General features: G+C 68.8%; 20 protein-coding genes. 10 read left to right on the forward strand and 10 right to left on the reverse strand.

The window, feature by feature from the left end:
• Window positions 1–143 precede the first annotated feature (143 nt).
• Window positions 144–743 (forward strand): fasciclin domain-containing protein, encoded by a 600-nt coding sequence (locus AADV74_RS11700; protein ID WP_342114227.1) that lies wholly within the window; start codon window positions 144–146, stop codon window positions 741–743.
• Between the two features lie 79 nt (window positions 744–822).
• Here the strand turns inward: AADV74_RS11700 and AADV74_RS11705 are convergent, their stop codons facing one another.
• From AADV74_RS11705 to AADV74_RS11715, 3 genes are all read right to left on the reverse strand, one after another.
• Window positions 823–1,869: an NAD(P)-dependent alcohol dehydrogenase gene (locus tag AADV74_RS11705; protein WP_342114229.1), complete on the reverse strand. Its 1,047-nt coding sequence runs from the start codon at window positions 1,867–1,869 to the stop codon at window positions 823–825.
• A 170-nt stretch (window positions 1,870–2,039) separates the two neighbouring features.
• The gene (locus AADV74_RS11710; protein ID WP_342114231.1) at window positions 2,040–2,549 is read right to left on the reverse strand and encodes a hypothetical protein; all 510 of its coding nucleotides are present in this window, start codon (window positions 2,547–2,549) and stop codon (window positions 2,040–2,042) included.
• A complete protein-coding gene (locus tag AADV74_RS11715) occupies window positions 2,546–3,979 on the reverse strand; it encodes an ATP-binding protein (protein ID WP_342114232.1) in 1,434 nt (477 codons plus the stop codon). The genes AADV74_RS11710 and AADV74_RS11715 overlap by 4 nt, the downstream gene beginning before the upstream one ends.
• 151 nt (window positions 3,980–4,130) lie before the next feature.
• On the opposite strand from AADV74_RS11715, the gene AADV74_RS11720 reads away from it, so the two are divergent.
• Together AADV74_RS11720 and AADV74_RS11725 are read left to right on the forward strand one after the other, a co-directional pair.
• The gene (locus tag AADV74_RS11720; RefSeq protein ID WP_342114234.1) at window positions 4,131–5,009 is read left to right on the forward strand and encodes a helix-turn-helix transcriptional regulator; all 879 of its coding nucleotides are present in this window, start codon (window positions 4,131–4,133) and stop codon (window positions 5,007–5,009) included.
• A gap of 107 nt (window positions 5,010–5,116) precedes the next feature.
• Complete coding sequence (locus AADV74_RS11725; RefSeq protein ID WP_342114236.1) at window positions 5,117–5,509, forward strand: (R)-mandelonitrile lyase; 393 nt, start codon at window positions 5,117–5,119, stop codon at window positions 5,507–5,509.
• 202 nt (window positions 5,510–5,711) lie between these two features.
• On the opposite strand, the gene AADV74_RS11730 is transcribed toward AADV74_RS11725, so the two are convergent.
• Both AADV74_RS11730 and AADV74_RS11735 read right to left on the reverse strand, forming a co-directional pair.
• Window positions 5,712–7,166 (reverse strand): phytoene desaturase family protein, encoded by a 1,455-nt coding sequence (locus tag AADV74_RS11730; protein ID WP_342114238.1) that lies wholly within the window; start codon window positions 7,164–7,166, stop codon window positions 5,712–5,714.
• Window positions 7,163–7,642: an SRPBCC family protein gene (locus tag AADV74_RS11735; protein ID WP_342114240.1), complete on the reverse strand. Its 480-nt coding sequence runs from the start codon at window positions 7,640–7,642 to the stop codon at window positions 7,163–7,165. The genes AADV74_RS11730 and AADV74_RS11735 overlap by 4 nt, the downstream gene beginning before the upstream one ends.
• A gap of 169 nt (window positions 7,643–7,811) precedes the next feature.
• Here AADV74_RS11735 and AADV74_RS11740 point away from each other — a divergent pair, with 169 nt between their 5' ends.
• The 3 genes from AADV74_RS11740 (at window position 7,812) to AADV74_RS11750 (ending at window position 11,045) form a co-directional block, all read left to right on the forward strand.
• On the forward strand, window positions 7,812–8,267 hold the full coding sequence (locus tag AADV74_RS11740; protein WP_342114243.1) for a hypothetical protein: 456 nt from the start codon (window positions 7,812–7,814) through the stop codon (window positions 8,265–8,267).
• A 151-nt stretch (window positions 8,268–8,418) separates the two neighbouring features.
• The gene (locus AADV74_RS11745; protein ID WP_342114245.1) at window positions 8,419–9,387 is read left to right on the forward strand and encodes a TIGR03885 family FMN-dependent LLM class oxidoreductase; all 969 of its coding nucleotides are present in this window, start codon (window positions 8,419–8,421) and stop codon (window positions 9,385–9,387) included.
• The gene (locus AADV74_RS11750) at window positions 9,384–11,045 is read left to right on the forward strand and encodes an alpha-amylase family protein (protein WP_342114247.1); all 1,662 of its coding nucleotides are present in this window, start codon (window positions 9,384–9,386) and stop codon (window positions 11,043–11,045) included. Before AADV74_RS11745 ends, AADV74_RS11750 begins: the two co-directional genes overlap by 4 nt.
• A 21-nt stretch (window positions 11,046–11,066) precedes the next feature.
• On the opposite strand, the gene AADV74_RS11755 is transcribed toward AADV74_RS11750, so the two are convergent.
• Window positions 11,067–11,681, reverse strand: a complete 615-nt coding sequence (locus AADV74_RS11755) for a flavodoxin family protein (RefSeq protein WP_342114249.1) — start codon at window positions 11,679–11,681, stop codon at window positions 11,067–11,069.
• Window positions 11,682–11,786: 105 nt separating this feature from the next.
• On the opposite strand from AADV74_RS11755, the gene AADV74_RS11760 reads away from it, so the two are divergent.
• Both AADV74_RS11760 and AADV74_RS11765 read left to right on the forward strand, forming a co-directional pair.
• On the forward strand, window positions 11,787–12,668 hold the full coding sequence (locus AADV74_RS11760; RefSeq protein WP_342114251.1) for an LLM class flavin-dependent oxidoreductase: 882 nt from the start codon (window positions 11,787–11,789) through the stop codon (window positions 12,666–12,668).
• Between the two features lie 204 nt (window positions 12,669–12,872).
• Window positions 12,873–18,440, forward strand: a complete 5,568-nt coding sequence (locus AADV74_RS11765) for a hypothetical protein (RefSeq protein WP_342114253.1) — start codon at window positions 12,873–12,875, stop codon at window positions 18,438–18,440.
• Window positions 18,441–18,463: 23 nt separating this feature from the next.
• Here AADV74_RS11765 and AADV74_RS11770 read toward each other — a convergent pair whose 3' ends face one another.
• Window positions 18,464–19,411, reverse strand: coding sequence for a LysR family transcriptional regulator (locus tag AADV74_RS11770; protein WP_342114255.1), 948 nt, complete (start codon window positions 19,409–19,411; stop codon window positions 18,464–18,466).
• 155 nt (window positions 19,412–19,566) lie between these two features.
• Between AADV74_RS11770 and AADV74_RS11775 the strand changes: the two genes are divergently transcribed.
• Both AADV74_RS11775 and AADV74_RS11780 read left to right on the forward strand, forming a co-directional pair.
• Window positions 19,567–20,973, forward strand: coding sequence for an MFS transporter (locus tag AADV74_RS11775; protein WP_342114257.1), 1,407 nt, complete (start codon window positions 19,567–19,569; stop codon window positions 20,971–20,973).
• The gene (locus AADV74_RS11780) at window positions 20,966–21,712 is read left to right on the forward strand and encodes a 3-hydroxybutyrate dehydrogenase (protein ID WP_342114259.1); all 747 of its coding nucleotides are present in this window, start codon (window positions 20,966–20,968) and stop codon (window positions 21,710–21,712) included. Before AADV74_RS11775 ends, AADV74_RS11780 begins: the two co-directional genes overlap by 8 nt.
• A 111-nt stretch (window positions 21,713–21,823) precedes the next feature.
• Here AADV74_RS11780 and AADV74_RS11785 read toward each other — a convergent pair whose 3' ends face one another.
• From AADV74_RS11785 to AADV74_RS11795, 3 genes are all read right to left on the reverse strand, one after another.
• Window positions 21,824–22,627 (reverse strand): YidC/Oxa1 family membrane protein insertase, encoded by an 804-nt coding sequence (locus tag AADV74_RS11785; protein ID WP_342114261.1) that lies wholly within the window; start codon window positions 22,625–22,627, stop codon window positions 21,824–21,826.
• Window positions 22,628–22,698: 71 nt separating this feature from the next.
• The gene (locus AADV74_RS11790) at window positions 22,699–23,010 is read right to left on the reverse strand and encodes a DUF6412 domain-containing protein (RefSeq protein WP_342114263.1); all 312 of its coding nucleotides are present in this window, start codon (window positions 23,008–23,010) and stop codon (window positions 22,699–22,701) included.
• Between the two features lie 76 nt (window positions 23,011–23,086).
• Window positions 23,087–23,692, reverse strand: coding sequence for a hypothetical protein (locus AADV74_RS11795; protein WP_342114264.1), 606 nt, complete (start codon window positions 23,690–23,692; stop codon window positions 23,087–23,089).
• Window positions 23,693–23,769 lie beyond the last annotated feature (77 nt).

Below are 23,769 nucleotides of genomic sequence, written 5' to 3' on the forward strand. Positions count from 1 at the left end.
TTCCAGCAGAACGGGCACATCGGATGCAACGGATTCGAGTTGGCCCGACCTCTTGCCATCACCCCCGAACAGGGGCATAGACTCCCCGACGGAGGCATCCACCAACCGGCACGCTCGTGCCCTCAAGGAAGAGGAATGCCCCCATGAAGAAGTTGATCGCGGCCACCGCCGCCTTCGTCGCAGCCGGAGCCCTGGTGCTCGCTGCCGTAGCTCCAGCCAACGCCGGAACCGTCGCGCACACAGCTCCCGGATCGATCGTCGACGTCGCCGTCGCCGCGTCCGGTGGCGGAACGCCCGACTCCAACCCCGGCGACTACGACATCCTGATCCAGGCACTCACGGTGACAGGTCTCGTGCCGGTGCTCGCCGACACGAGCACGAAGTTCACGGTGTTCGCTCCGAACGACCGCGCCTTCGCGCTCCTCGTCACCGACCTCACCGGCGCTGCCCCGGTGAGCGAGGCCGCAGCGCTCACGACCATCACCGGAGCGTTCACGGTCGACCAGATCAAGAACATCCTGCTGTACCACGTTGTCGCGGGTAAGGCCCTGAGCCCGGTGAAGGTCATCTTCGCGGGCAAGCTCACGATGGCGAACGGCGGAATCGTGAAGCCCCGACTCATCACCCTGCGCGACGAGTCCCCGACGCTCAAGGATCCGAAGCTCGTGCTGAAGGCCATCAACATCAAGGCGTCGAACGGCGTCATCCACACGATCGATCGCGTGCTCGTTCCGGGAAGCTAGGAGGAACCGCTCACGCACAGGCGGGGCTGCGCAACCGTGATCAGGTCGCGCAGCCCCGCCCGTGCTGCATCCGCTCGCGTCAGGCCGAGATGGTGGCCGCGTCGATGACGAAGCGGTAGCGTACGTCGGAGGCGAGCACGCGCTCGTAGGCCTCATTGATGTAGTCAGCCGAGATGAGCTCGGTCTCCGGCGCGATGCCGTGCTCCGCGCAGAAGTCGAGCATCTCCTGGGTCTCGCGGATGCCGCCGATGCTGGAACCGGCGAAGGTGCGGCGGTTGCCGAACAGCGTGAATACGCCGACGGGCAGCGGCTCGGCCGGGGCCCCGACGCTGACGAGAGTGCCGTCGAGGCGCAGCAGCGACAGGTAGGCGTTGATGTCGATCGACGCACTCACGGTGTTGATGATCAGGTCGAAGTGGTTCTTCAGGTCGCTGAAGGTCGCCTCGTCGCTCGTCGCGAAGTAATGGTCGGCGCCGAGACGCAGGCCGTCCTCCTGCTTGCTCAGCGACTGCGACAGCACTGTGACCTCTGCGCCCATGGCGTGGGCGATCTTGACGGCCATGTGGCCGAGCCCGCCCATGCCGACGACGGCGACGCGCTTGCCCGGGCCGGCGCTCCAGTGGGCGAGCGGCGAGTACGTGGTGATGCCGGCGCAGAGCAGCGGCGCGGCCTTATCGAACGGGATCGACTCGGGAACCTTCAGCACGAAGTCCTCGACCACGACGACGTGCGTGGAGTAACCGCCCTGCGTGATGGTGCCGTCACGGTCCACCACGGCGTAGGTGCCGGTGTTGCCGGCGAGGCAGTACTGCTCCTCGCCGGCGAGGCAGTTCTCGCACTCGCGGCAGGAGTTCACCATGCACCCGACACCCACGCGGTCGCCGACGGTGTGGAGGGTCACATCGGAGCCGACCTCGGTGACAGTGCCGACGATCTCGTGGCCGACGACCTGCGGGTAGCTGATCGGTCCCCACTCGCCGCGCACAGTGTGGATGTCGGAGTGGCAGATGCCCGAGTACGCGATCTCGATGAGCACGTCGTTCGCGCCGACGGCGCGACGTTCGATGGTGGTCTTGATGAGGGGTTCGGTGGCTGAGGGCGCTGCGTAGGCGTCGACGGTGAGCATGGATCTCCTGGGGTACTCGAGGGGGAACGGCCGGCCGTGGGGAGCAGCGGCGGATTGCGCCATCTCTGCCCGCATCATCGCGGCGGCTCGCCCAGCCTACGTGCGTGGCGGTGAGCACTGGGAGGGGTTGCGAGTACCCCCTTCGTGTGAGCGCGCTCGCAGACTGCAGGTCAGTGGACGAAGGCCTTGAGCGCGATCATCGCGAAGCCGAAGAGCGCCGTCATGAGGGCCCCGAGGATGCGCATCGGCCAGCCGTGTCCGTAGCGGGTGAAGGCCACGTAGCCGAGCACGGCGAGGATGAGCACGCCGGCCCATAAGGCGATCCAGATCGCGGTCTCGTCATCGACGACCCGGAGGGCGCCGAGCAGCAGGATCGCCGACGGGATGAGGGCAGACGTGAGGAATCCGAGCGACCGGCGGAGTGATCGGCGCAAGTCCTCTGCGAGCGAGCCGCGGGTATCCTGCGCCGCCCCACGTGGACCGGCGATGGTGCCGGCGTAGACGTGGGCGGCCCAGAACACGATGACTGTGGCGAAGACGGTGATGAACACCTGCCACGGATCCTCACCGTGCCCGCCACTGACCGTGATCATGCCGCTGACGAGCACGATGCCGTACACGGACTCCTCGGTGACGAACCCCGTGCGCCGCACGAGGGGCCCGAGTACGTCGCGACTCATGCCTCGACTCTCTCCGTGCCCCTGATCGGCACGTCCACGTCGATCCCGCCCTCACGGGTGAGGCGCGGCCGCACCGACACGATGGCCGGCGCTGCGATGAAACCGCCAGCGAACAGTCCCTCGCCCTGCCGGAACTGAGGAGAGCGCGCCAGCATGCCGGGAGGTGCGAATCCGAAGGTCTCGCCGAGCTCGGCCAGGTCGAGTGGAGAGTTCATCTTCATGAGCACCAGATTGTCGCACTGGGAGATGATGCTCGGGTGGATCTTCGATGGACGCTGGGTCGACAGCAGCAGCCAGAGACCGAACTTGCGGCCCTCCGCGGCGATCTGGATGATGCGCTCGCGCACCGCCACGTGCAGCGGACTCTCTCCCTCTGGTGAGCAGAGGTTGTGGGCCTCGTCGATGACGATGAGAAGCGGCCGCCGCGTTTCGCGCTTGGCCCAGAGGTCGTCGAGCACGGCCAGGGCGACGACGAGATGCTCCTCGGGGAACGTGAATCCGCCGATGTCGAGCACCGTCGCGTCGGGCCGTTGGTCGAGCACCTCGGTCGCCGCGGCCTGGCCGAGCGCCCAGACGCTCCAGTCGACCGTGCGCAGGTTCTCGATGCGAGCGCGCAGGGCGGCGGCTGCCGGCACGTTCCGCTCCTCGAGGGTCGGGACGATCCCCGACGGATCGAGGCTGTCGAGTCGCTCCTCCAGGTGCACGAGTTCGTTGTACTCCTCGCGATGGAGCAACGGGTCGAGTCGGAGTACCGCAGCGCGCGTCTTCATCGACATATCGGTGAATCGCACCCGCAACCCGTCGTCACCGTCGGCATGGGGGCGCAGGATGCGGATGTCGCGACTGGCGAGGGTGTGGCCGTCCGCAGAGTCCGCCGCGTCGCCATTTCGGGGATTCGACTCGCGGAGGCGCACGAAGTCGGCGTTGGGGTCGAACACCACCATCGGGAGGGCCGTGTGCAGGAGCAATTGCTCCAACAGAACGCCGAGCGCGTAGGTCTTGCCCGACCCGCTCTGGCCGCACCAGAAGGTGTGCCGATTGAACCGCTTCGACATCAGGCGTGCCGTCACGCTGTCGCTGCCGACGATGCTCCCCACCTCGAGGTCGCCGGCAGAGAAGAGCTGATCGACCGTGTCGGCATCAGCCCGCCGGAGCACGCCCGCTGCGAATGGAGCTGAAGCGCGCGGGTCGAATGTGCCTGCGGCATTCGTGGCACCGAAGATGCGCCCGGTGCCGAGCAACGTGCCCTCCATGGTGAAGGTGACCTCATCGACCTGGCCGATGTATCGATGGCCCGAGGCGTCGAGCACAGACACGAAGTCTCCTGGCTCGAACGGCTGGTCGACGCTGCCCTGGAACTGGAAACGCCTGCCGTCGAGCGACACGGCCGACGTGGAGGCATCCGATCGGGATTCGCCGGGAACCGTCATGTGCTCCTGCTCCTTCGTTCGTGCGAGCCGAGTGGCCGACCTTCGTCACTGTATGGCGCAACGAGTGCCGTCACAATCCGAACCGCGCACTGTCCTACCGGGTAACGCCAGTGCCTCCCTTCCCGGATGGGCCGGGCGTACTGTCGAAACCATGGACCAGACAGCGCAGATCCGCGAGTTCCTGAGCACACGCCGGGCGCGGATCACCCCGGAGCAGGCCGGGCTGCCGGCGTACGGCGGCAATCGTCGCGTGGCCGGGCTCCGTCGCGAAGAGGTCGCGATGCTGGCCGGTGTGAGCGTCGACTACTACGTGCGCATGGAGCGCGGAAACCTGGGCGGAGTGTCCGACAGCGTGCTCGAGGCACTCGGCCGGGCATTGCAGCTCGACGATGCCGAGAGGGCGCACCTGTTCGACCTCGCGCGGGCCTCGGTGCCGGTGCTCTCGCCGTCGCCATCGCGTCGCCGATCGGCGGCGAAGGGCGTGCGCGAGCCGGTGCAGCAGTTGCTCGATGCGATCACGGATGCCCCGGCCTGGGTGCGGAACGCCCGGCACGACATGCTCGCGTCCAACCGGCTCGCCCGGGCGCTGTACTCCCCGATGCTGACGGATGCCCATCAGCCGCCGAACTCCGCCCGCTTCATCTATCTCGACCCGGCCTCGAAGGAGTTCTTCACCGACTGGGAGCGTGCGGCCGACGACATCGCCGCGATGCTCCGCTCGGAGGCGGGGCGGCATCCGCACGACAGGGCCCTCTCCGACCTCATCGGCGAGCTCTCCACCCGCAGCGAGGTGTTCAGGCAGCGCTGGGCGAAGCACAACGTGCGCTTCCATCGCACCGGATTCAAGAGGCTGCACCACCCCATCGTGGGTGCCCTCGAGCTCAACTTCGAGGCGATGGAGCTCTCGAGCGATGCCGACCTCACCCTGCTCGTCTACACGGCACCGGTGGGGTCGCCGACGGCCGACGCGCTGAAGATGCTCGCGAGCTGGGCCATGACCCAGGAGCAGGCAGCTTCGCTGATCGAGTGATGCCGGACGACGTCCGACACCTATCGAGATCATCATCAGCGGTCTCGATACGCGGCCTTGCTGCGCTCGGTCGCTACCCGACCAACGCTGAATGAAAGGAAACGGCAATGCAACTGATCCCCAGGACCCCGTCGACCAAGGGGCCCGCCCAGATGTTCACGGGCGACGTCTACTTCGACGTCATCGCCCGGGGCGAGGCACCCTCGCGACTGCGCGTCAACCTCGTGCGGTTCGCGCCCGGCGCCCGCACGGCGTGGCACAAGCACTCGCTCGGGCAGACCGTGCACGTGACCGACGGAGTCGGCTTCATCCAGTCGCGCGGCGGCGAGGTCATCACCATGCAGCCCGGAGACACCGTGTACACCCCGCCGAAGGAGTGGCACTGGCACGGGGCCTCCGGGGATTCGTTCATGAGCCACCTCGCCATGTGGGAGGACGACGACGCCACCTGGGGCGACCACGTGACCGACGAGGAGTACGGCGCCGGCGCGGAGAGTTGAGCTCATCAGCCGAAGAGAGGCGCAGCCCCTCGGCGCACTGCGCTGAGGGGCCACGGCGTCGGACGGGAGCATCAAGCCCGCACGTCTTTGTGCTCGACCCGGATCGCGTCTCGACAGATGCCAGCGTGGCTGGTCTCTGAGATAAGGATACGTCGGGTTCCTTCGTGATCAAGACCCCTTGACGAATCGGTGCGAAACCGGCCTAGGCTCCGATCGACAGGTCGGGAAGCGCCTCGATCCCGAAGGTGCGATGCAAGGCCGAACGCGCGGCATGCCAGCCGTTCAGGCCGTGCACGCCCGGGCCGGGCGACGTCGAGGACGAGCACAGGTACACGCCGTCGAGCGGAGTGTGCCACGGGTCCGGCGCGAGCACGGGTCGCTTGAGCAACTGGAGTATGCTGGCGGCCCCGGCGGCGATGTCGCCGCCGATGTAGTTCGGGTTGTACTCCTGCAGGTCGATCGCCGTGCGGCTCGACGAGGCCAGGATCGTGTCACGGAATCCGGGGGCGAAACGCTCGATCTGCGCGGTGACGGCCTCGGTCTGGTCGATGTCCGAGCCGGCCGGAACGTGCGTGTACGCCCACGCCGTGTGCTTGCCGGCCGGGGCCCGCGATCCGTCGACGACCGTCGGCTGCGAGATCAGCACATAGGGGGCGTCGCTGTGTCGGCCCGCCGCGACAGTGCGCTCGGCCGCGGCTATCTGGGCGCGAGTACCGCCGAGGTGCACAGTGCCCGCATGTCGCACGGCCGGGTTCGCCCACGGGATGGGCGCGTCGAGCGCGAAGTCGACTTTCGCAGCAGCGTTGCCGTACTCGAACGACTCGAGCTCTCGTGCATAGAAGGCGGGCAGCCTGTCCGCGGCGAGGGCGAGCAGCGCCCGCGGCGTCGTGTCGAGGATGACGGCGCGGCTCGACGGGAGGGCGCGCAGGTCGGTGACCTCGGCATCCGTCACCACGGAACCGCCGTGGGTCACGAGGTCTTCGATCATGGCGTCGATGATCGCCTGGGTGCCGCCGACGGGGATCGGCCAGCCGCGCGCATGGGCGTGGGCGGTGAGGGCGAGCCCGGCTCCGGCTGTGGTGGGGCTCGGCATAGAGCGGATGGCGTGGGCCGCGACGCCGCTGAGCATCGCGGGGGCGAGGTCGTCGCTGAAGCGCAGGTTCCACAGCGGCGTGCCCTGCTCGAGAACGCGCAGGCCGAAGCGGGCGGCGAGCACGGGGTGTTCGGGAACGCGCAGCAGGCTGTCACCGGTGAGGCGTGCGACCCTGTCGGCCTGCTCGACGAGCGGCCTCATGAGAGCGGCGTACGCGCCGCCGTCCCGGCCGAGCTCAGCCGCCGTGCGATCGAGGTCGCGGTAGGCGATCCCGGCTCGGCCGTCGTCGAGAGGATGCGCGAACGACGCCCCGGGCAGCTGCAGGTCGATGCGCCGATCGAGCTGGAACTCGCGGAAGAACGGTGACGCGAGGGCCAGCGGATGCACCGCCGAGCAGACGTCGTGGTGGAACCCTGGCAGCGTCAGCTCTGCCGTTCGCGCGCCGCCTCCCGGCGTCGAATTGCGTTCGTAGACCACCACGCGCAGCCCGGCGCGGGCGAGCGTGACGGCGGCGGCGAGCCCGTTGGGCCCGGCGCCGACGACCACGGCGTCGAACTCGGTCATGCTGAGGGCACCGTCTCCGAGTGAGCGCCATGGAAGGTCGATGGCTGGCGGCCCTCGGCGATGTAGGCGAGTCGGCGCAGCGTCTCCCGGTTGCGCAGGTAGAGCATCGGTTCGGTGAGGATGCGGGGGACCCAGTCGCCTGGTCCGGCCACAGGATGCTCCTGGATGCGCACGAGGCATCCGTTCCCCCACGGCTTGACGTCGATGGTGACGCGGGCCTCGCCGATCGGCCAGCCCTTGGCCCGCATGACCGCGCGGTGCGGCGGCGCCCACTCCTCACTCACGGTCTCGTCGTCGATCACCGCGGGCCAGACGCCGACGGAGTGCTGGAGGGCGCTCTCGGGGGCGGGCCAGGCATCGTCGACATCGCGCATACGGGAGGCGCCGACGACCCAGACCGGGTAGAGCCACCCGTCGGCGAGCACCTCGAAGACCGCAGACGGCTGGCACGACATCCGCTTCACGTTGCGAGACACGGTGGCTCTCCTTCCGGCGCCGATGCGACGCACGTCACGCACGATCGCGTTCGTGCGACCTGCCCTCGACAGTACGGTGCCCCCGGCGTGCGCCGACAGTGCTTGACAGCAGCCACCGGCGCACTCGCAACCCGTTGACTCTTCGACCCGGGCGGCGGAGAGTCTCTGCATGACAGCCAGCAGAGACCTCACCGATGACGGGCCGGATGACGAGCACCTCCGCCCGGCCGGCGTCTCCGATGAGACCGTCGCGGCGCTCGGCAAGCTGTCCGAGGCGCTCGAGGTCGCCGAAGACGCGCGCGGCCACCTGTACGCCTTCCACAGGCTCACCGGCCAGGCGGACCTCGCTCTCGGCGATGCGGTCGACCAGTTGCGTGCCGCCGGGCATCACGGCATCGCCGACCGGATCGAGACCGAACTCGTCGGTCGCAACGTCATCGAGGGGCGGTGGACCTTCCAGATCGTCGAGGACTACGACGACGGGTATCACGCGGAATTCGTCGAGCTCGAACGGATGGCGCGAGACGAGCTCGTCGCCGGTCGCCGGCACCTCTTCGAGGCGGAGATGAAGGAGGAGCGGCGCACGCACGACCGCAGGCATCACGAGGCGAGACCGCCGGAATGACGGCCGGGAGGGGCGCTGGCTCGACCGCGGGCTGAGCGCCGTCGCGGCCGCGCGCTCGCCGACGCGGCAGATTCGCAAGGGGTTGTGGAGGTCGGATGCTCTCCGCGAGGGTGGGGTGCGATGCGGCAGAGTGCCGTTCGGAGAGGACACCATGCCGCTCGTCGGATTCCACGCTTCACACGAACAGATCCACCCGCGCACCCTCCTCACTGCCGTGCAGCGTGCCGAACAGGCTGGATTCCAGGCCGCGATGTGCTCCGACCACTTCGCGCCCTGGCTGCCGGAACAGGCGCACTCCGGCTTCGCGTGGAGCTGGTTGGCCGCGGCTCTCGAGTCGACGCGGCTGGAGTTCGGCGTCGTGACGGCTCCGGGTCAGCGCTATCACCCGGCGATCATCGCCCAGGCCATGGCGACGCTCGCCGCGATGTATCCCGGCCGCTTCTGGGCGGCCCTCGGCAGCGGTGAGGCCATGAACGAGCACATCACCGGCGATGCGTGGCTCGAGAAGCCCGTGCGCGACGCGAGACTCGTCGAGTGCGTCGACGTGATCCGTCGTCTGCTCGCCGGCGAGGAGGTGTCGACGGACGGGCTGGTCACAGTCGACCGGGCTCGGATCTGGAGCCTCCCCGACGAGCCGCCGGCGATCTTCGCCGCAGCCGTCAGCGTGGAGAAGGCGACCTCGTCCGCCGCGTGGGCCGATGGGCTCATCACCGTGGCGCAGCCTCCCGAGCAGCTGCGATCCGTCGTCGACGCCTACCGCGGCGCAGGAGGGTCCGGCCCGGTCTGCCTGCAGGTGCACCTGAGCTACGCCCCCACCGACGACGAGGCGCTCGCCATCGCGAACGCGCAGTGGCGCAACGGCCTCGTTCCCCCGGTGCGCTCGTGGGAGCTCGACGATCCGTCCGACTTCGTGGCTGAGACGGCGGATGCCGCACCCGACGCGATCCGCGGCCCGGTGTTCGTCTCTGCAGACCCCGGCGCCCACCTGGCCCACCTCGAGTCGCTGGCGTCGATCGGCTTCGATCGGCTCTACCTGCACCACGTCGGGCGGGAGCAGGAGCGCTTCATCGACGTCTTCGGCAGCGACGTGCTGCCGCAGCTGGCGGGGGTGCGCGCATGAAGATCAGCGACACCAGCGACCTGTGGTGGAAGACCGCCGTCGTGTACTGCCTCGACATCGAGACCTACATGGACTGGAACGACGACGGATGCGGCGACTTCGAGGGCCTCGAGCACCGTATCGACTACCTCGCCGAGCTCGGAGTCACCTGCCTGTGGCTGATGCCGTTCCAGCCGACGCCCGACCGTGACGACGGCTACGACATCACCGACTTCTACGGCGTCGATCCGCGCTTCGGAAGCCACGGCGACGTGGCGGAGATGATCCGCACGGCGTCGGACCGAGGCATCAGGGTCATCATCGATCTCGTCATGAATCACACCTCGAACCGGCATCCGTGGTTCAGGTCCGCTCGCCGGAGCCCCACCTCGCCGTATCGCGATTACTACGTCTGGCGGGACGAACCGCCCGCGAAGCAGCCCGAGACCGTCTTCCCGGGCGAGGAGGACGGCGTGTGGGACTGGGACGAGAAGGCCGGCCAGTATTACCTGCACTCCTTCTACAGGCACCAGCCCGACCTCAACATCGCCAACCCGAAGGTGCGCGACGAGATCGCGAAGACCGTCGGGTTCTGGCTCGCGCTCGGCGTGTCCGGGTTCAGAGTCGACGCCGTGCCGTTCCTCATCGAGCCGCCTTCCGGCACCGACATCGGCGACCCGCACGAGTTCCTGCGCGACGTCCGTCGCTTCCTCCAGCGTCGCTCGCCCGAGGCGATCCTGCTGGGCGAGGTGAACCTGCCCTACGAGCAGCAGGTCGAGTACTTCGGGGCGAGCCGCTCCGCAGAGCTCACGATGCAGTTCGACTTCGAGGCCATGCAGCGCATGTACCTCTCGCTCGCCCGGTCGGACGCGACGCCGTTGGCCGAGACGCTGGCGCGGCGCCCGGTGCTCGAACCCGAGATGCAATGGGCGAACTTCGTGCGCAATCACGACGAGCTCACCCTCGACAAGCTCAGCGATGCCGAACGGGAGGAGGTGTTCGACGCCTTCGCGCCGGAGGACTGGATGCGCGTCTACGGGCGCGGCATCGCCCGCCGTCTCCCACCCATGCTGGGCGGCGACCCGCGTCGGGTGAAGCTGGTCTACAGCCTGCTGTTCTCGCTGCCGGGAACGCCCGTGCTGTTCTACGGCGAGGAGCTCGGGATGGGGGAGAACGAGGAGTTGGGCGGTCGGCTGACCGTGCGCTCGCCCATGCAGTGGACGAGCGAGCGCAACGGCGGCTTCTCGCGTGCCATTCCGTCACGCCTCGTTGCCCAGCCGCCCGGCGACGGCTACGCCCCGGAGCACGTCAACGTCGAGGCGCAGATGCACGATGAGGAGTCGATGCTCCTCTTCATCCGCCGCCTGACGGCCCGCTACAGGGCATCGCCGGAGATCGGATGGGGCGAGCTCGCCGTGCTCGATCAGCCGCACAGCTCCGTGCTCGCCCACCAGGTGTCGGCAGACGTCGGTCGCCTCGTCGCCCTGCACAACTTCGCCAACACCCCTGTGGTCGTCCCTCTCGAGCTCGACGTGGACGGCGCCGGCTGGGAATTGTCCGACCTGTTCGCCGTCACGCGCATTCCGCTCGACGAGCGCGGTCGGGCCGAGGTGCATCTCGACGGTTACGGCTACCGCTGGTTGCGGGTCGTGGAGCCCGGCGACAGACGGCTGACCTGACGGCCCGGGCCTCGGCGGTGATCATGCCGGGGCCGGGTACCGGCTCCCCTTGAGGAGGCGGGCGAGGTGGGCGGTGTTCCGGGCCAGGATGCCGTTGGCGTTCGCCACGGCCTCCGGAGTCGACGGCAGATCGTTGTAGTCGACAGTGTTCATCGCCTCGCCGTTCCAGTACGTCGCCGCCTGCGATGCGATGGTGAAGCCGACGTCGACGAGGCCCTGATAGAGGTCGGCGACGACAGCGTGGGCGCCGTCCTCGTTGCCGACGACGGCGACGGCCGCGACCTTGCCTGCGAGCAGGGCCCTGCCCTCGGCATCCGTCTCGGAGATCTCGGCGTCGAGGCGCTCGATGACGCGCTGCGCCACGCTCGAGAGGTGGCCGACCCAGGTGGGGGTCGCGAACAGCAGGATGTCGGCGGCGAGGATCTTCGCGCGGATGGCAGGCCACTCGTCGCCGTCGCCCATGTCGGTCTCGACGCCGGGCCGCACGTCGTGGTCGACCACACGCACGACCTCGCCGGGGAGGCCGTCGGCCGCGAACAGGTCGAGCACCTGCCGCACGATGAGGTCGGTGCTGGATGCCGCCGGCGACGGCTTCAGGGTGCAGTTGAGGGCGAGCACGGTGATCTCGGATGGCATGGGGGCGCCTTTCTCTCTGCTTGTCCGGGTGGTCCGAGAGTATGAGGCTCACCGCGCTCGCCGCAGGGGCTTGACGTGTCGGAGGGACGCAGTAGCGTCGGGCCCATGAAGTACGGGTTCATCTTCACCGGCAGCGATCCGTCGCTCGCGGTCGAGCTGGCGGTGCTGGCCGAGCAGAGCGGCTGGGACGGCTTCTTCGTGTGGGAGGGCATCTGGGCGGTCGATCCATGGTCGACTCTCGCCGCCGCAGCCGTCGCGACAGAGCGCATCAGGCTGGGCACGATGCTCACGCCGGTTCCGCGGCGCCGGCCGTGGGAGCTCGCGGGACAGACCATGACTGTCGATCGGCTCTCGGGCGGCAGGGTCATCCTCTCGGCCGGCCTCGGCGTACCCGAAGACATCGAGGCGCGGTTCTGGATCTTCGAGAGCGACCCGGGGCGCAGGGTGCGGGCGGAGCAGCTCGACGAGAGCCTCGAGTTGCTGCAGAAGCTGTGGCAGGGCGAGCCGTTCGAGCACAGCGGCGTGCACTTCCGGGCCGCGCGCACCGAGGAGATGCTGCCGCCGCCCATCGTGCAGCAGCCGCGCATCCCCACCTGGGTGGTCGGAGTGTGGCCTCGGCTGCGGTCGATGCGCCGGGTCGCGCGCTATGACGGGTGGATCCCCAACTACGCGCCGCCCGGGGCGACGGGTGCGGCCGGTCCCGAGGCGCAGCAGCTGCTCTTCACGCCCGAGGTGGCCGCCGAGGCCATCGCCTGGATCCGAGCCGAGCGCTCGGCCGCCGGGTTGGCCGACCGGCCCTTCGAGGTGATCCAGGAGGGCACGACGACGGGAACGGATGCCGCAGAAGACGCCGCGCGCGTGCGACCGTGGGCCGATGCCGGCGTCACGTGGTGGCTCGATGCGAACTGGCAGGTGCCGGCCGACGAGGTGGCGGATTACGCGCGGTCGCGCGTGGCCGCGGGGCCGCCGACCATCAGCGGCCGCTGAGGGCGGAGGGCTGAGGGCGGAGGGCGCTTCGGCCGCGACTTCGTCGGGCCTCAGCGAGCGGGTGGCGTCGGGCCTCAGCGAGCGGGTGGCGTCGGGCCAGCGAACGGAACTTGAGAGCGTGTTCTCCGACATCCGAGCATGAGAAGTCTTCACTTCTTCACTCCTGCACCGTACGTTGAGTGAACGAGCGAACAGGGGATGCACGTGAAGCGACGATTCCGATCGTGGGTCGCGGCCCTCCTCGTGGCGGCATCCGCTCTCGCCCTCGTCGGTCTCACCACCTCGGCGATGGGTGCGACAGTCGCTCCATTCGGCGTGCGCTTCCAGACCAACGACAACGGTGCGATCGCCGTCGTCGGCAATCAGTTGCAGACCTGCCAGACGAGTGCGGCCAACTGTGTCGGGGCCCGAGCCGGGACCGCCCGCTACAACAACAACTCGTTCGCCATGGTCAACCTCGACGTCGACTCCGACCCAACGACGATCAACTCCTCGAGCGCCGCGCTCGAGGCTCCGACCGACGGAGAGGTGCTCTGGGCCGGCCTGTACTGGGGTGCTCGCCTGTCGGCAGGCACGGGGGGCACGGCGGCGACGGGCGACAGGCGCATGATCTCGTTCAAGGTGCCTGGAGCAACGGACTACGCGGCTGTGGCGTCGCAGACGAGCTTCGGACCGACGACGTCGGCCGACCGCGCCTACCAGGAGTTCGCCGACGTGACGGCGCTCGTGCGGGCAGCCGGCCCGGGCGACTACTGGGGCGCGAACGTGCGAGGCGGCACCGGCGAGGACCGCTACGCCGGGTGGTCGCTCGCCGTGGTATTCCGATCGCCCGAGCTGCCATTGCGCAACCTCACAGTCTTCGACGGCTTCGCGGACGTGGGCCAGAACGAACCGCAGACCGTCACCGTGAGCGGCTTCCTCGCGCCGCTCACAGGCCCCGTCGACACCCAACTCGGCATCGTCGGCTATGAGGGCGACTTCTCCACCTCCGGCGACACGGTCACACTGAACTCCACCCAGCTCGGCACCACGGTCTCGCCTGGAACCAACTTCTTCAACGGGTCGAATGATCGCAACGGAACCTCCGTCACGACGCGCTCGACGGCAGATCGCAACATGCTCGGTTTCGACGTGAAGCAGCTCGGCGCCTCCGGCGTCATCCCGAACGGGGCGACCTCCGCCGACTTCCGCTTCACCAGCAGCGGCGACCGGTACTTCCCGGGCGTGCTCACCACGGCCATCAACCTGTTCGCGCCGGACTTCACGCCATCGACGAAGTCGGTCGTCAACCTCAACGGCAACTCCCCGGCCCGTCCCGGCGACACCCTGCAGTACACGGTCAACCTCACCAATGTGGGCGGAGATCCGGCGGCCCAATCCGTCGCCTCCGATCCGCTTCCGTCGGGAACCGAGTACGTGCCGGGATCGCTGCAGATCGTGGCCGGCGCCGGTGCTGGAGCCAAGACCGACGCCGCAGGAGACGACCAGGGGAACTACGACGCGGCCAGTCGCACCGTGCAGTTCCGCGTCGGAGCCGGCGCGAACGCGACCGCAGGCGGCGTGCTCGCCCCGGGAGTGTCGACGACGGTGAGGTTCGATGCGACGGTGACGGATGCCGCAGCAGGCACCTCGGTCACGAACGAGGCCCAGCTCGACTACGTCGCCCAGACCGTGGGCAGCGCCTTCACCTACAGGGTGCGCCCGGTGTCGACGCCGGTCGAGGAGGTCGCGAACCTCGCCATCACGAAGACGGTCACGCCCGACCCGTCCGAGGCGGGCGGTCCCGTCGCCTTCACGATGCTCGTGGTCAACAACGGACCGAACCCGGCCCGGAGCGTCGTGCTGACCGACCCGATCCCCGACGGCATCACGATCACGGGCACGACGTCGACGCAGGGCTCCTGTGCGTCCGATGCCAGCCCGGTGAGCTGTGCGCTCGGCACCCTCGCATCCGGTGCGAGTGCCACGGTCGTGGTCACCGGGACCACCGACCCCGGTTCGACGGATGCATCCGTCACCGACATCGCCACGGTCACGTCGACCACCTCCGACCCCGACCTGAGCGACAACACCGCTGGTGCCACCGCCCAGCTCGCCCAAGCGGCCGACCTCGTCATCACGAAGACGGCCGACCCCACCACCGTCGTTCCGGGTGGCACGACACTGTTCACCGTGCGCGTGACCAACAACGGTCCGTCGACGGCCCGCAGCGTGACCGTCAGTGATGCGGCGACCGATCCGGCGGCACTCGGCATCCTCGACGCCAGCGGCGCCGGGGCGACCTGTTCCCAGCCCCTGCCGAACGCGCAGTGCACCGTCGCAGAACTGGCCCCCGGTTCCAGCGTGGAGCTGAGCCTCAACGCGCTGCTGCTGCCATCGGTGGCGGCCGGCGCCAGCACCGACAACGTCGCCACGGTGAGCTCGGCGACTCCCGATCCTGTGGCGAGCAACAATGAGGCGACGGCCACGGTGACGGCTGCCGCGCCTCAGGCCGAGGTGAGTGTCACGAAGACCGGTCCGGCGACGGTCGTGGCAGGTCGAACCCTCACCTACTCCATCACCGCGGCGAACAACGGGCTGTCGGATGCCGTCGACGTCGTCGTGACCGATGTGCTGCCCGCCGGTGTCGTCGCCACGTCGGTGGCGAGCACCAGAGGCACCTGCACTCTCGGCGCGACGGTGGAGTGCGCCATCCCGAGCCTGCCTGCAGGTCTCCTCGGAGCGCCGGGTGCGACTGCCGTCATCACCATCCAGGCCACCGTCGACGGCGACACGGCCATCGGCACGGCGACCAACACCGCGAGCGTGAGCTCGGCCACGGCCGACGCCGACCCCTCGAACAACTCCGCGAGCGCCGACACCGAGGTGACCGGTGATGCCGACCTCGTCGTCACGAAGACGGCCACGCCCAACCCCGCCGTCGCCGGCAGCTCGATCACCTACACGATCACCGTGGCCAACAGCGGGCCGTCGACCTCACGCGGCGTGGTGCTCGATGACCTGCTGCCGCCCGAGTTCGTCTTCGCCTCGGCGTCACCCAGTCAGGGAACGTGCGATGCAACGGTCGACTCCGCGCTCGCCTGCGATATCGGCGACATCGTCAACGGCGCGACTGCCACGCTCGAGGTCGTCATGGACATCCCGGCCGACTACACGGGAACTCCGGAGGCCGTCGAGACCGTCACGGCCACCAGCGACACGAGCGATCCCGACGCGTCGAACAATACGGCGTCGTGGACTGCGACCACGCAGGTGAGCGCCGACCTGAGCATCTCGAAGCAGGCGCCGGCGACGGCCGCATCCGGATCCCAGTTCTCGTACACGATCAGTCCCCGCAACGCCGGTCCGTCGAGTGCGGCCGACACGATCGTGACGGATCCGCTGCCCGCCGACGTGACGTTCGTGTCGGCGACGGCCCCGTGCACAGCTGCAGCCGGCGTCGTCACCTGCGACCTCGGCACGCTCGACCCAGGGGAGGAACCCGACCTGACCGTCACTGTGCAGGTCGGCGGCAATGTGAACATCCGCACCCTGCTCAGCAACACGGCGACGGTGGCATCCTCGACGGCAGACCCCAGCCAGGCGAACAACAGCGCGACCGCAGTGACGGAGACCACGGCCATCGTCGACCTGTCGGTCACCAAGACTGCGTTCTTCGGATCGACTGCTCCGGGCGGCCAGGACGTCTTCATCATCACCCTCACCAACAGCGGGCCGTCGACGGCGCGGGCCGTCTCGTTCGTCGACACCTTCGAGTTGAGCGCCGGGGCCGTGGTGCTGCAGGGCGGGACCTGCGACATCACCAGTGGCGACCTGACCTGCACCATCGACGGGTTGAACCTCGCACCCGGCGCGAGCGCCCAGGTCTATCTCGGCATCATCACGCCGTCATCGGCGCAGCCGGGCACCTACCTGAACACGGTTCGGGCGTCGACATCGACGCCGGAATCCGATGCCTCGAACAACGTCGCGACCTTCACCGAGACCATCACCGATCCCGTGGCCGACCTGGCCGTCGCGAAGACGTTGCTCACCGACCCCCTGGTCGCCGGCGGAGTCTTCAGCTATCAGCTCGAGGTCAGCAACGTCCGTTCGGCGACCGCGGCATCCGATGCCTCCGGCGTCGTGGTGACCGATGACCTTCCGCCAGGGCTCACGGCCACCAGCGCCTCACCCAGCCAGGGAAACTGCACGGTATCGGCGACCCAGGTGAGCTGTGATCTGGGTGTGGTTCCCGGTCAGATCGCGGCCGAGCCGCCACCCCCGGTGACTGTGACGATCACGGGAACCGTGTCGCCTGCCGTCAGCGGACCCGTCGGCAACCACGCCACAGTCACCAGCTCGACCACCGACCCCGACGACAGCAACAACGAGGTGCTCGTCACATCGCAGGTCGAGTCGCAGGCCGACCTCTCCATCACGAAGACGGCCGACACCGATACTCTCGTGGCCGGCGGCACGGCGTCCTACACGGTGTCGGTCACGAACGCCGGGCCGTCGAACGCCACCGGCGTGGTGCTGACCGATGTGCTCGACGGGGCGATCGTCTTCGATGCGGATGCGAGCGATCCCGCCTGCGGCCTGGTCGCCGCCAACGTGACGTGCGAGCTCGACACCATCGGTGCCGGTGAGACGCTGACAGTGCGCATCTCGGGCCGACTCGATCCGGCCAGCACAGTGGCCCAACTCTCGAACACGGCGTCGGTCTCCTCCGACACCCCCGATCCCGCACCGGGCGGCGAGACGACGACGATCACCACGCCGGTGGTCCAGGACGCGAACCTGCGGTTGAGCAAGACGGCCGACAGTGCGACGCCATCGTCCGGGTCGACGGTGACCTACGCCCTCGCACTCAACAACGACGGGCCGTCGAACGCCGTGAACACCACGATCGTCGATCCGCTGCCTGCCGGGGTCGAGTTCGTGAGCCTCACCGAGTTCTCGATGGACTGCTCCGCGTCGCCCGCGCCCGTCGTGGTGACCTGCACCTCGCCCGGGCTCGCTGCCGGCCGCGCTCAGGGGGTCGCGATCACCGTGCTCCTCCCCGACGGCTCACTGCCCGGTTCCATCGAGAACATCGCGACGGCCGCGTCCGACACGAGTGATGCGGATGCGTCGAACAACACCTCCTCGGCGCTGGTCGACCTGCAGGTCGTCGCCGACACCGCGATCACCAAGACCGTCGTCACCCCGCGGCCGACGATCGGCGAACCGGTCACGTTCCGCCTGAACGCTGTGAACAACGGCCCGGCTACAGCGCCGGCGACGGTCTTCACCGACACCCTCCCGACAGGAACCACGTTGATCTCCGCCGTGGTCGAGGGGTCGACCTCCGTCTGCACGACGGTCGAGCAGGAGGGCAACATCGTCGTGAACTGCCCGGTCGGCGCCCTTCCGGTCGGCGGCACGTCGACGGTCATCCTCACCGTCGACACCTCGGCGCTCGCGGCGACGACGTTCTCCAACACCGGCTTCATCGGCTCGGGCGCGCTCGACCCGAACACGCCCGACAATGAGGCGACGGCCGGGGTGACCCTGCTGCCCGACGAGGAGGAGCCACCGCCCACAACCGACCCCCCGACGACGGTGGATCCCACTCCGGTTCCCGGTGACCCTGGAACTCCACCGGCCGCCGGTCCCTCGGGTGTCGACAGCTCGGGACTCGTGAGCACCGGCGTCAATGCCACGGCGGCTCTCGTTCTCGCCCTCGCGCTGATCCTGCTCGGCGGTCTCGGGCTGGTGCTGCGGCGACGGAAGACGTCCCTCCGCTGAGTAGCGCCCGACTCCGTCGGGCACTACTCGACAAGCGGCGCCAGACGCCCCAACAGCTCCCGCTCGTAGCCTGCCGTCTGCGCTCGCAGCGCATCCGCCACGGCCGCCACGGCGGGAAGCCGCAGCGAGTCCGGCCGCAGCACCATCCAGTACGGCAGCCTCTCGGCGAATCGCTCGGGCAGCAGCCGCACCAGGTCGCCATGTCGTTCGGCCATGAAGCACGGCAGGAACCCGATCCCAGCACCGGCTCGGGTCGCCTCGACGTGCACGAACACGTTCGTCGAGCTGATCGAGTCGCGCATGGTCGGCACCAGCCTGCGCGGTGCGTCGAGGTCGTCGACGAGAAGCATCGAGTCGACGAAGTAGACCAGCGGATGCCGCGTCAACTCCTCGGCCGATGCCGGCATTCCGCGCTCGGCGAGGTAGTCGCGTGACGCGTACATGCCGAGCACGTACTCGCCGAGCAGGAAGGCCGAGGCACGATGCACCTGCGGTTCTCCGACGACGACTTCGATGTCGAGCCCGGAACGGTACTGCCGCACGCGCCGGGTGACGGTCTCGATCTCGACGGAGAGCCGCGGATGCCTCCGCTGCAGTGCCGCGACGGCGGGGGAGGCGATGTAGGCGCTGAATCCGTCGGTCGCCGACATGCGCACGACGCCGGAGAGCTCGTGCTCGGGGGTGTCGGTCTCGGACGAGAGCCCGGCGATGGCGAACTCGATGCCCTCGCCTGCCCGCGCTGCTCGACGCCCGAGTTCGGTGAGTTCCCAGCCGCCGACGGCCTTTGCCAGCAGGCGACCGCCGAGCGACTGCTCGAGCGCGGCGATGCGGCGCGACACCGTCGTGTGGTTGACGCCCAGGCTCTCAGCCGCCGTCGTGAAGCGTCCCGTGCGGGCCACGGCGAGGAGGATGAGGAGGTCGTCGGCCTGCGACTCGGAAGAGCCGGGCCTGGAGGTGGGCTTCGCTGCCATATCTGCAATTATGCACACGGCGGTCGCGCGATTGGTCATTGATGCAGCATCCGGCGTCGGTCACACTCGACGAGTCCGCCGTTCATGCGAACGGCATTGCGCGACGGCACGACTGTCCGCGATCAGGGTCAATGACGACACCGAAGGAGACGCCCATGAGCGTTCAACATCAGCAGGCCGGGTCCCCGGCTCCGGCATCCGGAACCGACGGCGGAACGTCGCTCTCCGGACTCAAGCGGATCGTCTCCGCGTCCATGGTCGGAACCGTGGTCGAGTGGTACGAGTTCTTCCTGTACGCCACGGCCGCGTCGCTGGTGTTCGGCACCTTCTTCTTCCCGGCGGCCGGCACCCAGCTCGATGGCATCATCGCCGCGTTCCTCACCTACGCCGTCGGCTTCATCGCCCGCCCCCTCGGCGGTATCGTCTTCGGCCAGATCGGCGACAAGTTCGGCCGCAAGCACACGCTGCAGGCCACGATCATCCTCGTCGGCGTCGCGACCTTCCTCATGGGCTGCCTGCCCGGCTTCGACACGATCGGCTACTGGGCTCCGGCGCTGCTCGTGGCGCTGCGTTTCATCCAGGGCTTCGCCGTCGGAGGCGAGTGGGGTGGCGCCGTTCTGCTCGTGGCCGAGCACAGCCCCGACAAGTCGCGCGGCTTCTGGTCGAGCTGGCCCCAGGCCGCTGTTCCCGTCGGAAACCTGCTCGCCACCCTCGTGCTGCTGACCATGTCGTGGATCCTCCCGGCCGACCAGTTCCTCAGCTGGGGCTGGCGTGTGGCGTTCTGGCTCTCTGCCGTGATCGTCATCATCGGCTACTACATCCGCACGCATGTGACGGATGCCCCGATCTTCCTCGAGGCCAAGGCCGAGCAGGAGAAGCAGAAGGCGGCCAGCTACGGCGTCGGCGCCGTCATCAAGCGCTACCCGGTGAAGATCCTGCAGGCCATGGGGCTCAGGTTCGCGGAGAACATCCTGTACTACATCATCGTGAGCTTCTCGATCGTCTACCTGTCGACCGTCGTGGGGTACAACACCAGCGAACTCCTGCTGGCGTTGCTCATCGCCCACGTCGTGCACTTCCTCGCGATCCCGCAGGTGGGGCGCCTGTCGGACCGCTTCGGGCGCAAGCCGATCTACTTCATCGGCGCCGTGCTCGGTTCGACGTGGGCGTTCTTCGCCTTCCCGATGTTCGACACGGCGAGCCCGGCGCTCATCGTGCTGGCCATCACGATCGGCCTCGTCTTCCACGCGTTCATGTACGCAGGCCAGCCCGCCGTCATGAGCGAGATGTTCCCCACACGGATGCGCTACTCGGGCGTCTCGCTCGGCTATCAGGTGACCTCGATCATCGCCGGTTCGCTGGCGCCCATCATCGCCGTGGCCCTGCTGCAGGCGTACGACTCCTGGGTGCCGGTGGCCATCTACGTCCTCATCGCCTCCGCCATCACGGCCGTGACGGTGCTGACGCTGCGCGAGACGCGCGGCGCATCGCTCCGCCAGGTGGATGCGGTCGACGAGGAGCGGTTCGGCACCGCACCGGCCGCGACGGCCCGGCATGCCTGAGCTCGAGGGGCGCCGCGCTCTCGTCACGGGTGGGGCGAGCGGCATCGGCGCCGCGTGCGTGCGTGCGCTGGCGGCATCCGGAGCCCACGTGGTGGTGGCAGACGTCGATGAGGAAGGCGCCGCGGCGCTCGCCGAGGAGGTGGGGGGCTCGAGCTGGACCGTCGATCTGCTCGACGTCGCCGCGCTCGAGACGCTCGAGCTCGACGTCGACATCCTGGTGAACAACGCCGGAATCCAGCGAGTGAGCCCACTGGAGGAGTTCGAACCCGCCGCGTTCCGTCGCATTCTGGCGCTGATGCTCGAGGCGCCGTTCCTGCTGGTTCGGGCTGCCCTTCCGCACATGTACGAGCAGGGCTTCGGACGCATCATCAACGTGTCGTCGGTTCACGGGCTGCGAGCCTCACCGTTCAAGGGGGCGTACGTCGCGGCGAAGCACGGGCTCGAGGGGTTGTCGAAGGTGGCGGCTCTCGAGGGTGGCCCGCACGGGGTCACCAGCAATTGCGTGAACCCCGGCTACGTGCGCACGCCGCTCGTCGAGAAGCAGATCGCCGACCAGGCCGAGGCTCACGGCATCCCCGAGGATGAAGTGCTCGCCACGGTGATGCTCGCGGAGAGCGCCATCAAGCGCCTCGTCGAGCCCGAGGAGGTGGGCACGCTGGTGACCTGGCTCGCCTCGCCGCACTCGGCGATGGTGACGGGTGCGAGCTACACGATGGACGGCGGCTGGTCGGCGCGCTGACTGGGCGACCCGCTCGCAGAGGGCCGGGCGGAGCCCGCGCCCGACGCGCAGCACCGACCGGCGCTTCGACCGCCGGCTCCGCCGGGGCCCCAGCGAGCGGGGACGCCGCGGTCAGCGTGGGGCGAGCGCCCGCCGCAGCCACGCCCGCTCGATCAGCGTCCACGCCGTGGTGACCGCAAGGTAGAGCGTGGCGGCCAGCGGCACGAAGAGGGCGAACACCACCGTGATGAACGGCAGCCAGCTGAGGGCCGACGGCAGCCACGCCGGTGGGGTCGGCATCGGGGTCGCAGACGCCGCAGTGCCACCACCCACCCGGCCGGTCGTGCCTGGCACCGGCGGGATCGGCGGGTTCTCGGTCGCGATCTTCAGGGCATGACGGCGCGACATCCACGCCGTCGCCGCGATCGCGAGCAGCAGCGATGCGAATACGATCAGTCCGACGGGCGGCATCCCGGCCCCGAGGAAGGCGACGAGCGATGTGCCGAGCGGAACTCCGAACAGGTGCATGCCGAGCAACGCATTGGTGTGGCCGTTGATGACGGCGAGCACGAAGAGCCCGTAGAGCAGGGAGAGCACCGGCGCCTGGGCCAGGGCGGGCAGGATGCCGGCGAACGGGGAGGTCTTCTCGGCGGCGTAGAGCTCCATCATCTTGCGCTGCAGCACCTCGGGCTTGCCTTTGTAGCGGCGTTGCAGCTCACTCAGTTGCGGGGCGAGGCGACGCCGGCTGAATTCCGCCCGCACCTGCGAGCGGCCGACCGGGATGAGCACCGAGCGGATGAGGAGAGTGAGCGTGACGATGGCGATCGCCGCGCTCAGCTCGCCGGCGAACGGTTCTATGAATGATGCGAAGCCTAGGAGCAGGCGATAGGCGGAGTCGAGGATGGCCGCGATGGGCCCGAAGTCATAGAGGTTCACGAAGGAGTCCTTTGTCGAAGGGGTGAGGGTGGTCGCGATGGGTGGTCGCGAGACCCTCGTTCGACGAAGGACTACGCGGCCGTCTCGGGGAGAGACGGCGCGCGGGTGCGGGGGCGGCCCGCCGTGTTCGGATGCCGCGGCGCGGCCATGCTCGAGAGCACCTCGCGGTGCTGGTGCGAGCGAGAGCCCACTGTGAGCTCGGGTGCTGCAGCCTGCAGCGCGACATAGACGGTGGCGAGCACTCCGGCCGTCGCGAGGATGGCGGCTCCGGCGACGAGAGTGGTCGATGCTCCGGGCTGCGCGAGGGCGAGAACGATGAATGCGGCGCCGAGCAGTGTCGACGCGCGCATGAGCACGAGTGACTTCAGCAGCCTGTCCGGCATCGTTCCTCCTGCGACGAGCGTACGCCCGTGCGCCGCTGAAGGCTCACTCGGCGAGCTGCAAGGACCTACGACGCGGTCAGGAAGACGACGTCGGCTGGCTCTCCGAGCCGGCCTGCGACCGATCCTGCCCGAGACCGATGTCATCGGCGTTGGCGTGCTGGCCGGCCGGAGTCGGCTGCGGGATGTCGACGGTCGGGTTCGGACCCGTCGACGGAACGACGTGGATGGCTCCCGTGGCCGTGGGGACCGAGCGCGCGTGGGACGGTGGCGCGGGGGGTGCGGCATCCGTCATCGGAGCGCTGTCGGCGAAGGTGCCACCGCGCTGCAGGGTCTCGATGAGCTGCACATTCTGGTTGTGCAGGTCGACGGTGATGTTGGTGATCGCCGTGGTGAAGTTCTCGGCAGCCTGCAGCGAGGTCTCGGTGGCTCGCCGGGTGAGCTCGGCGCTCTCGGTCGTGGCCTTGAGCGCGATGGTGATGCCGTAGTAGGCCGCGGCGATCGACACGATCGGTGCGATCACCGATGCCGTGATCGCGAGCACGTCGGTGAGGGCCGGCCTCTCGAAGCCGTCGGGCAGTGGTCCCATCAGCAGGTAGACGCCGGACACGGCGACGACGGCGAGGATGACGATCGCGAGGATCGCGACCAGGGCGGGCTTGGGTGTTGCATCCTGTGCAGCCATTGCACTCCAATCAGCGAGAACCCCTCATTATTCTCTTCGCGGCATGCGACACAACAGGGGTTGTCATGAGCGGATGC

Source organism: Leifsonia stereocauli (genome assembly GCF_038432415.1).
GTDB classification, from domain to species: domain Bacteria; phylum Actinomycetota; class Actinomycetes; order Actinomycetales; family Microbacteriaceae; genus Orlajensenia; species Orlajensenia stereocauli.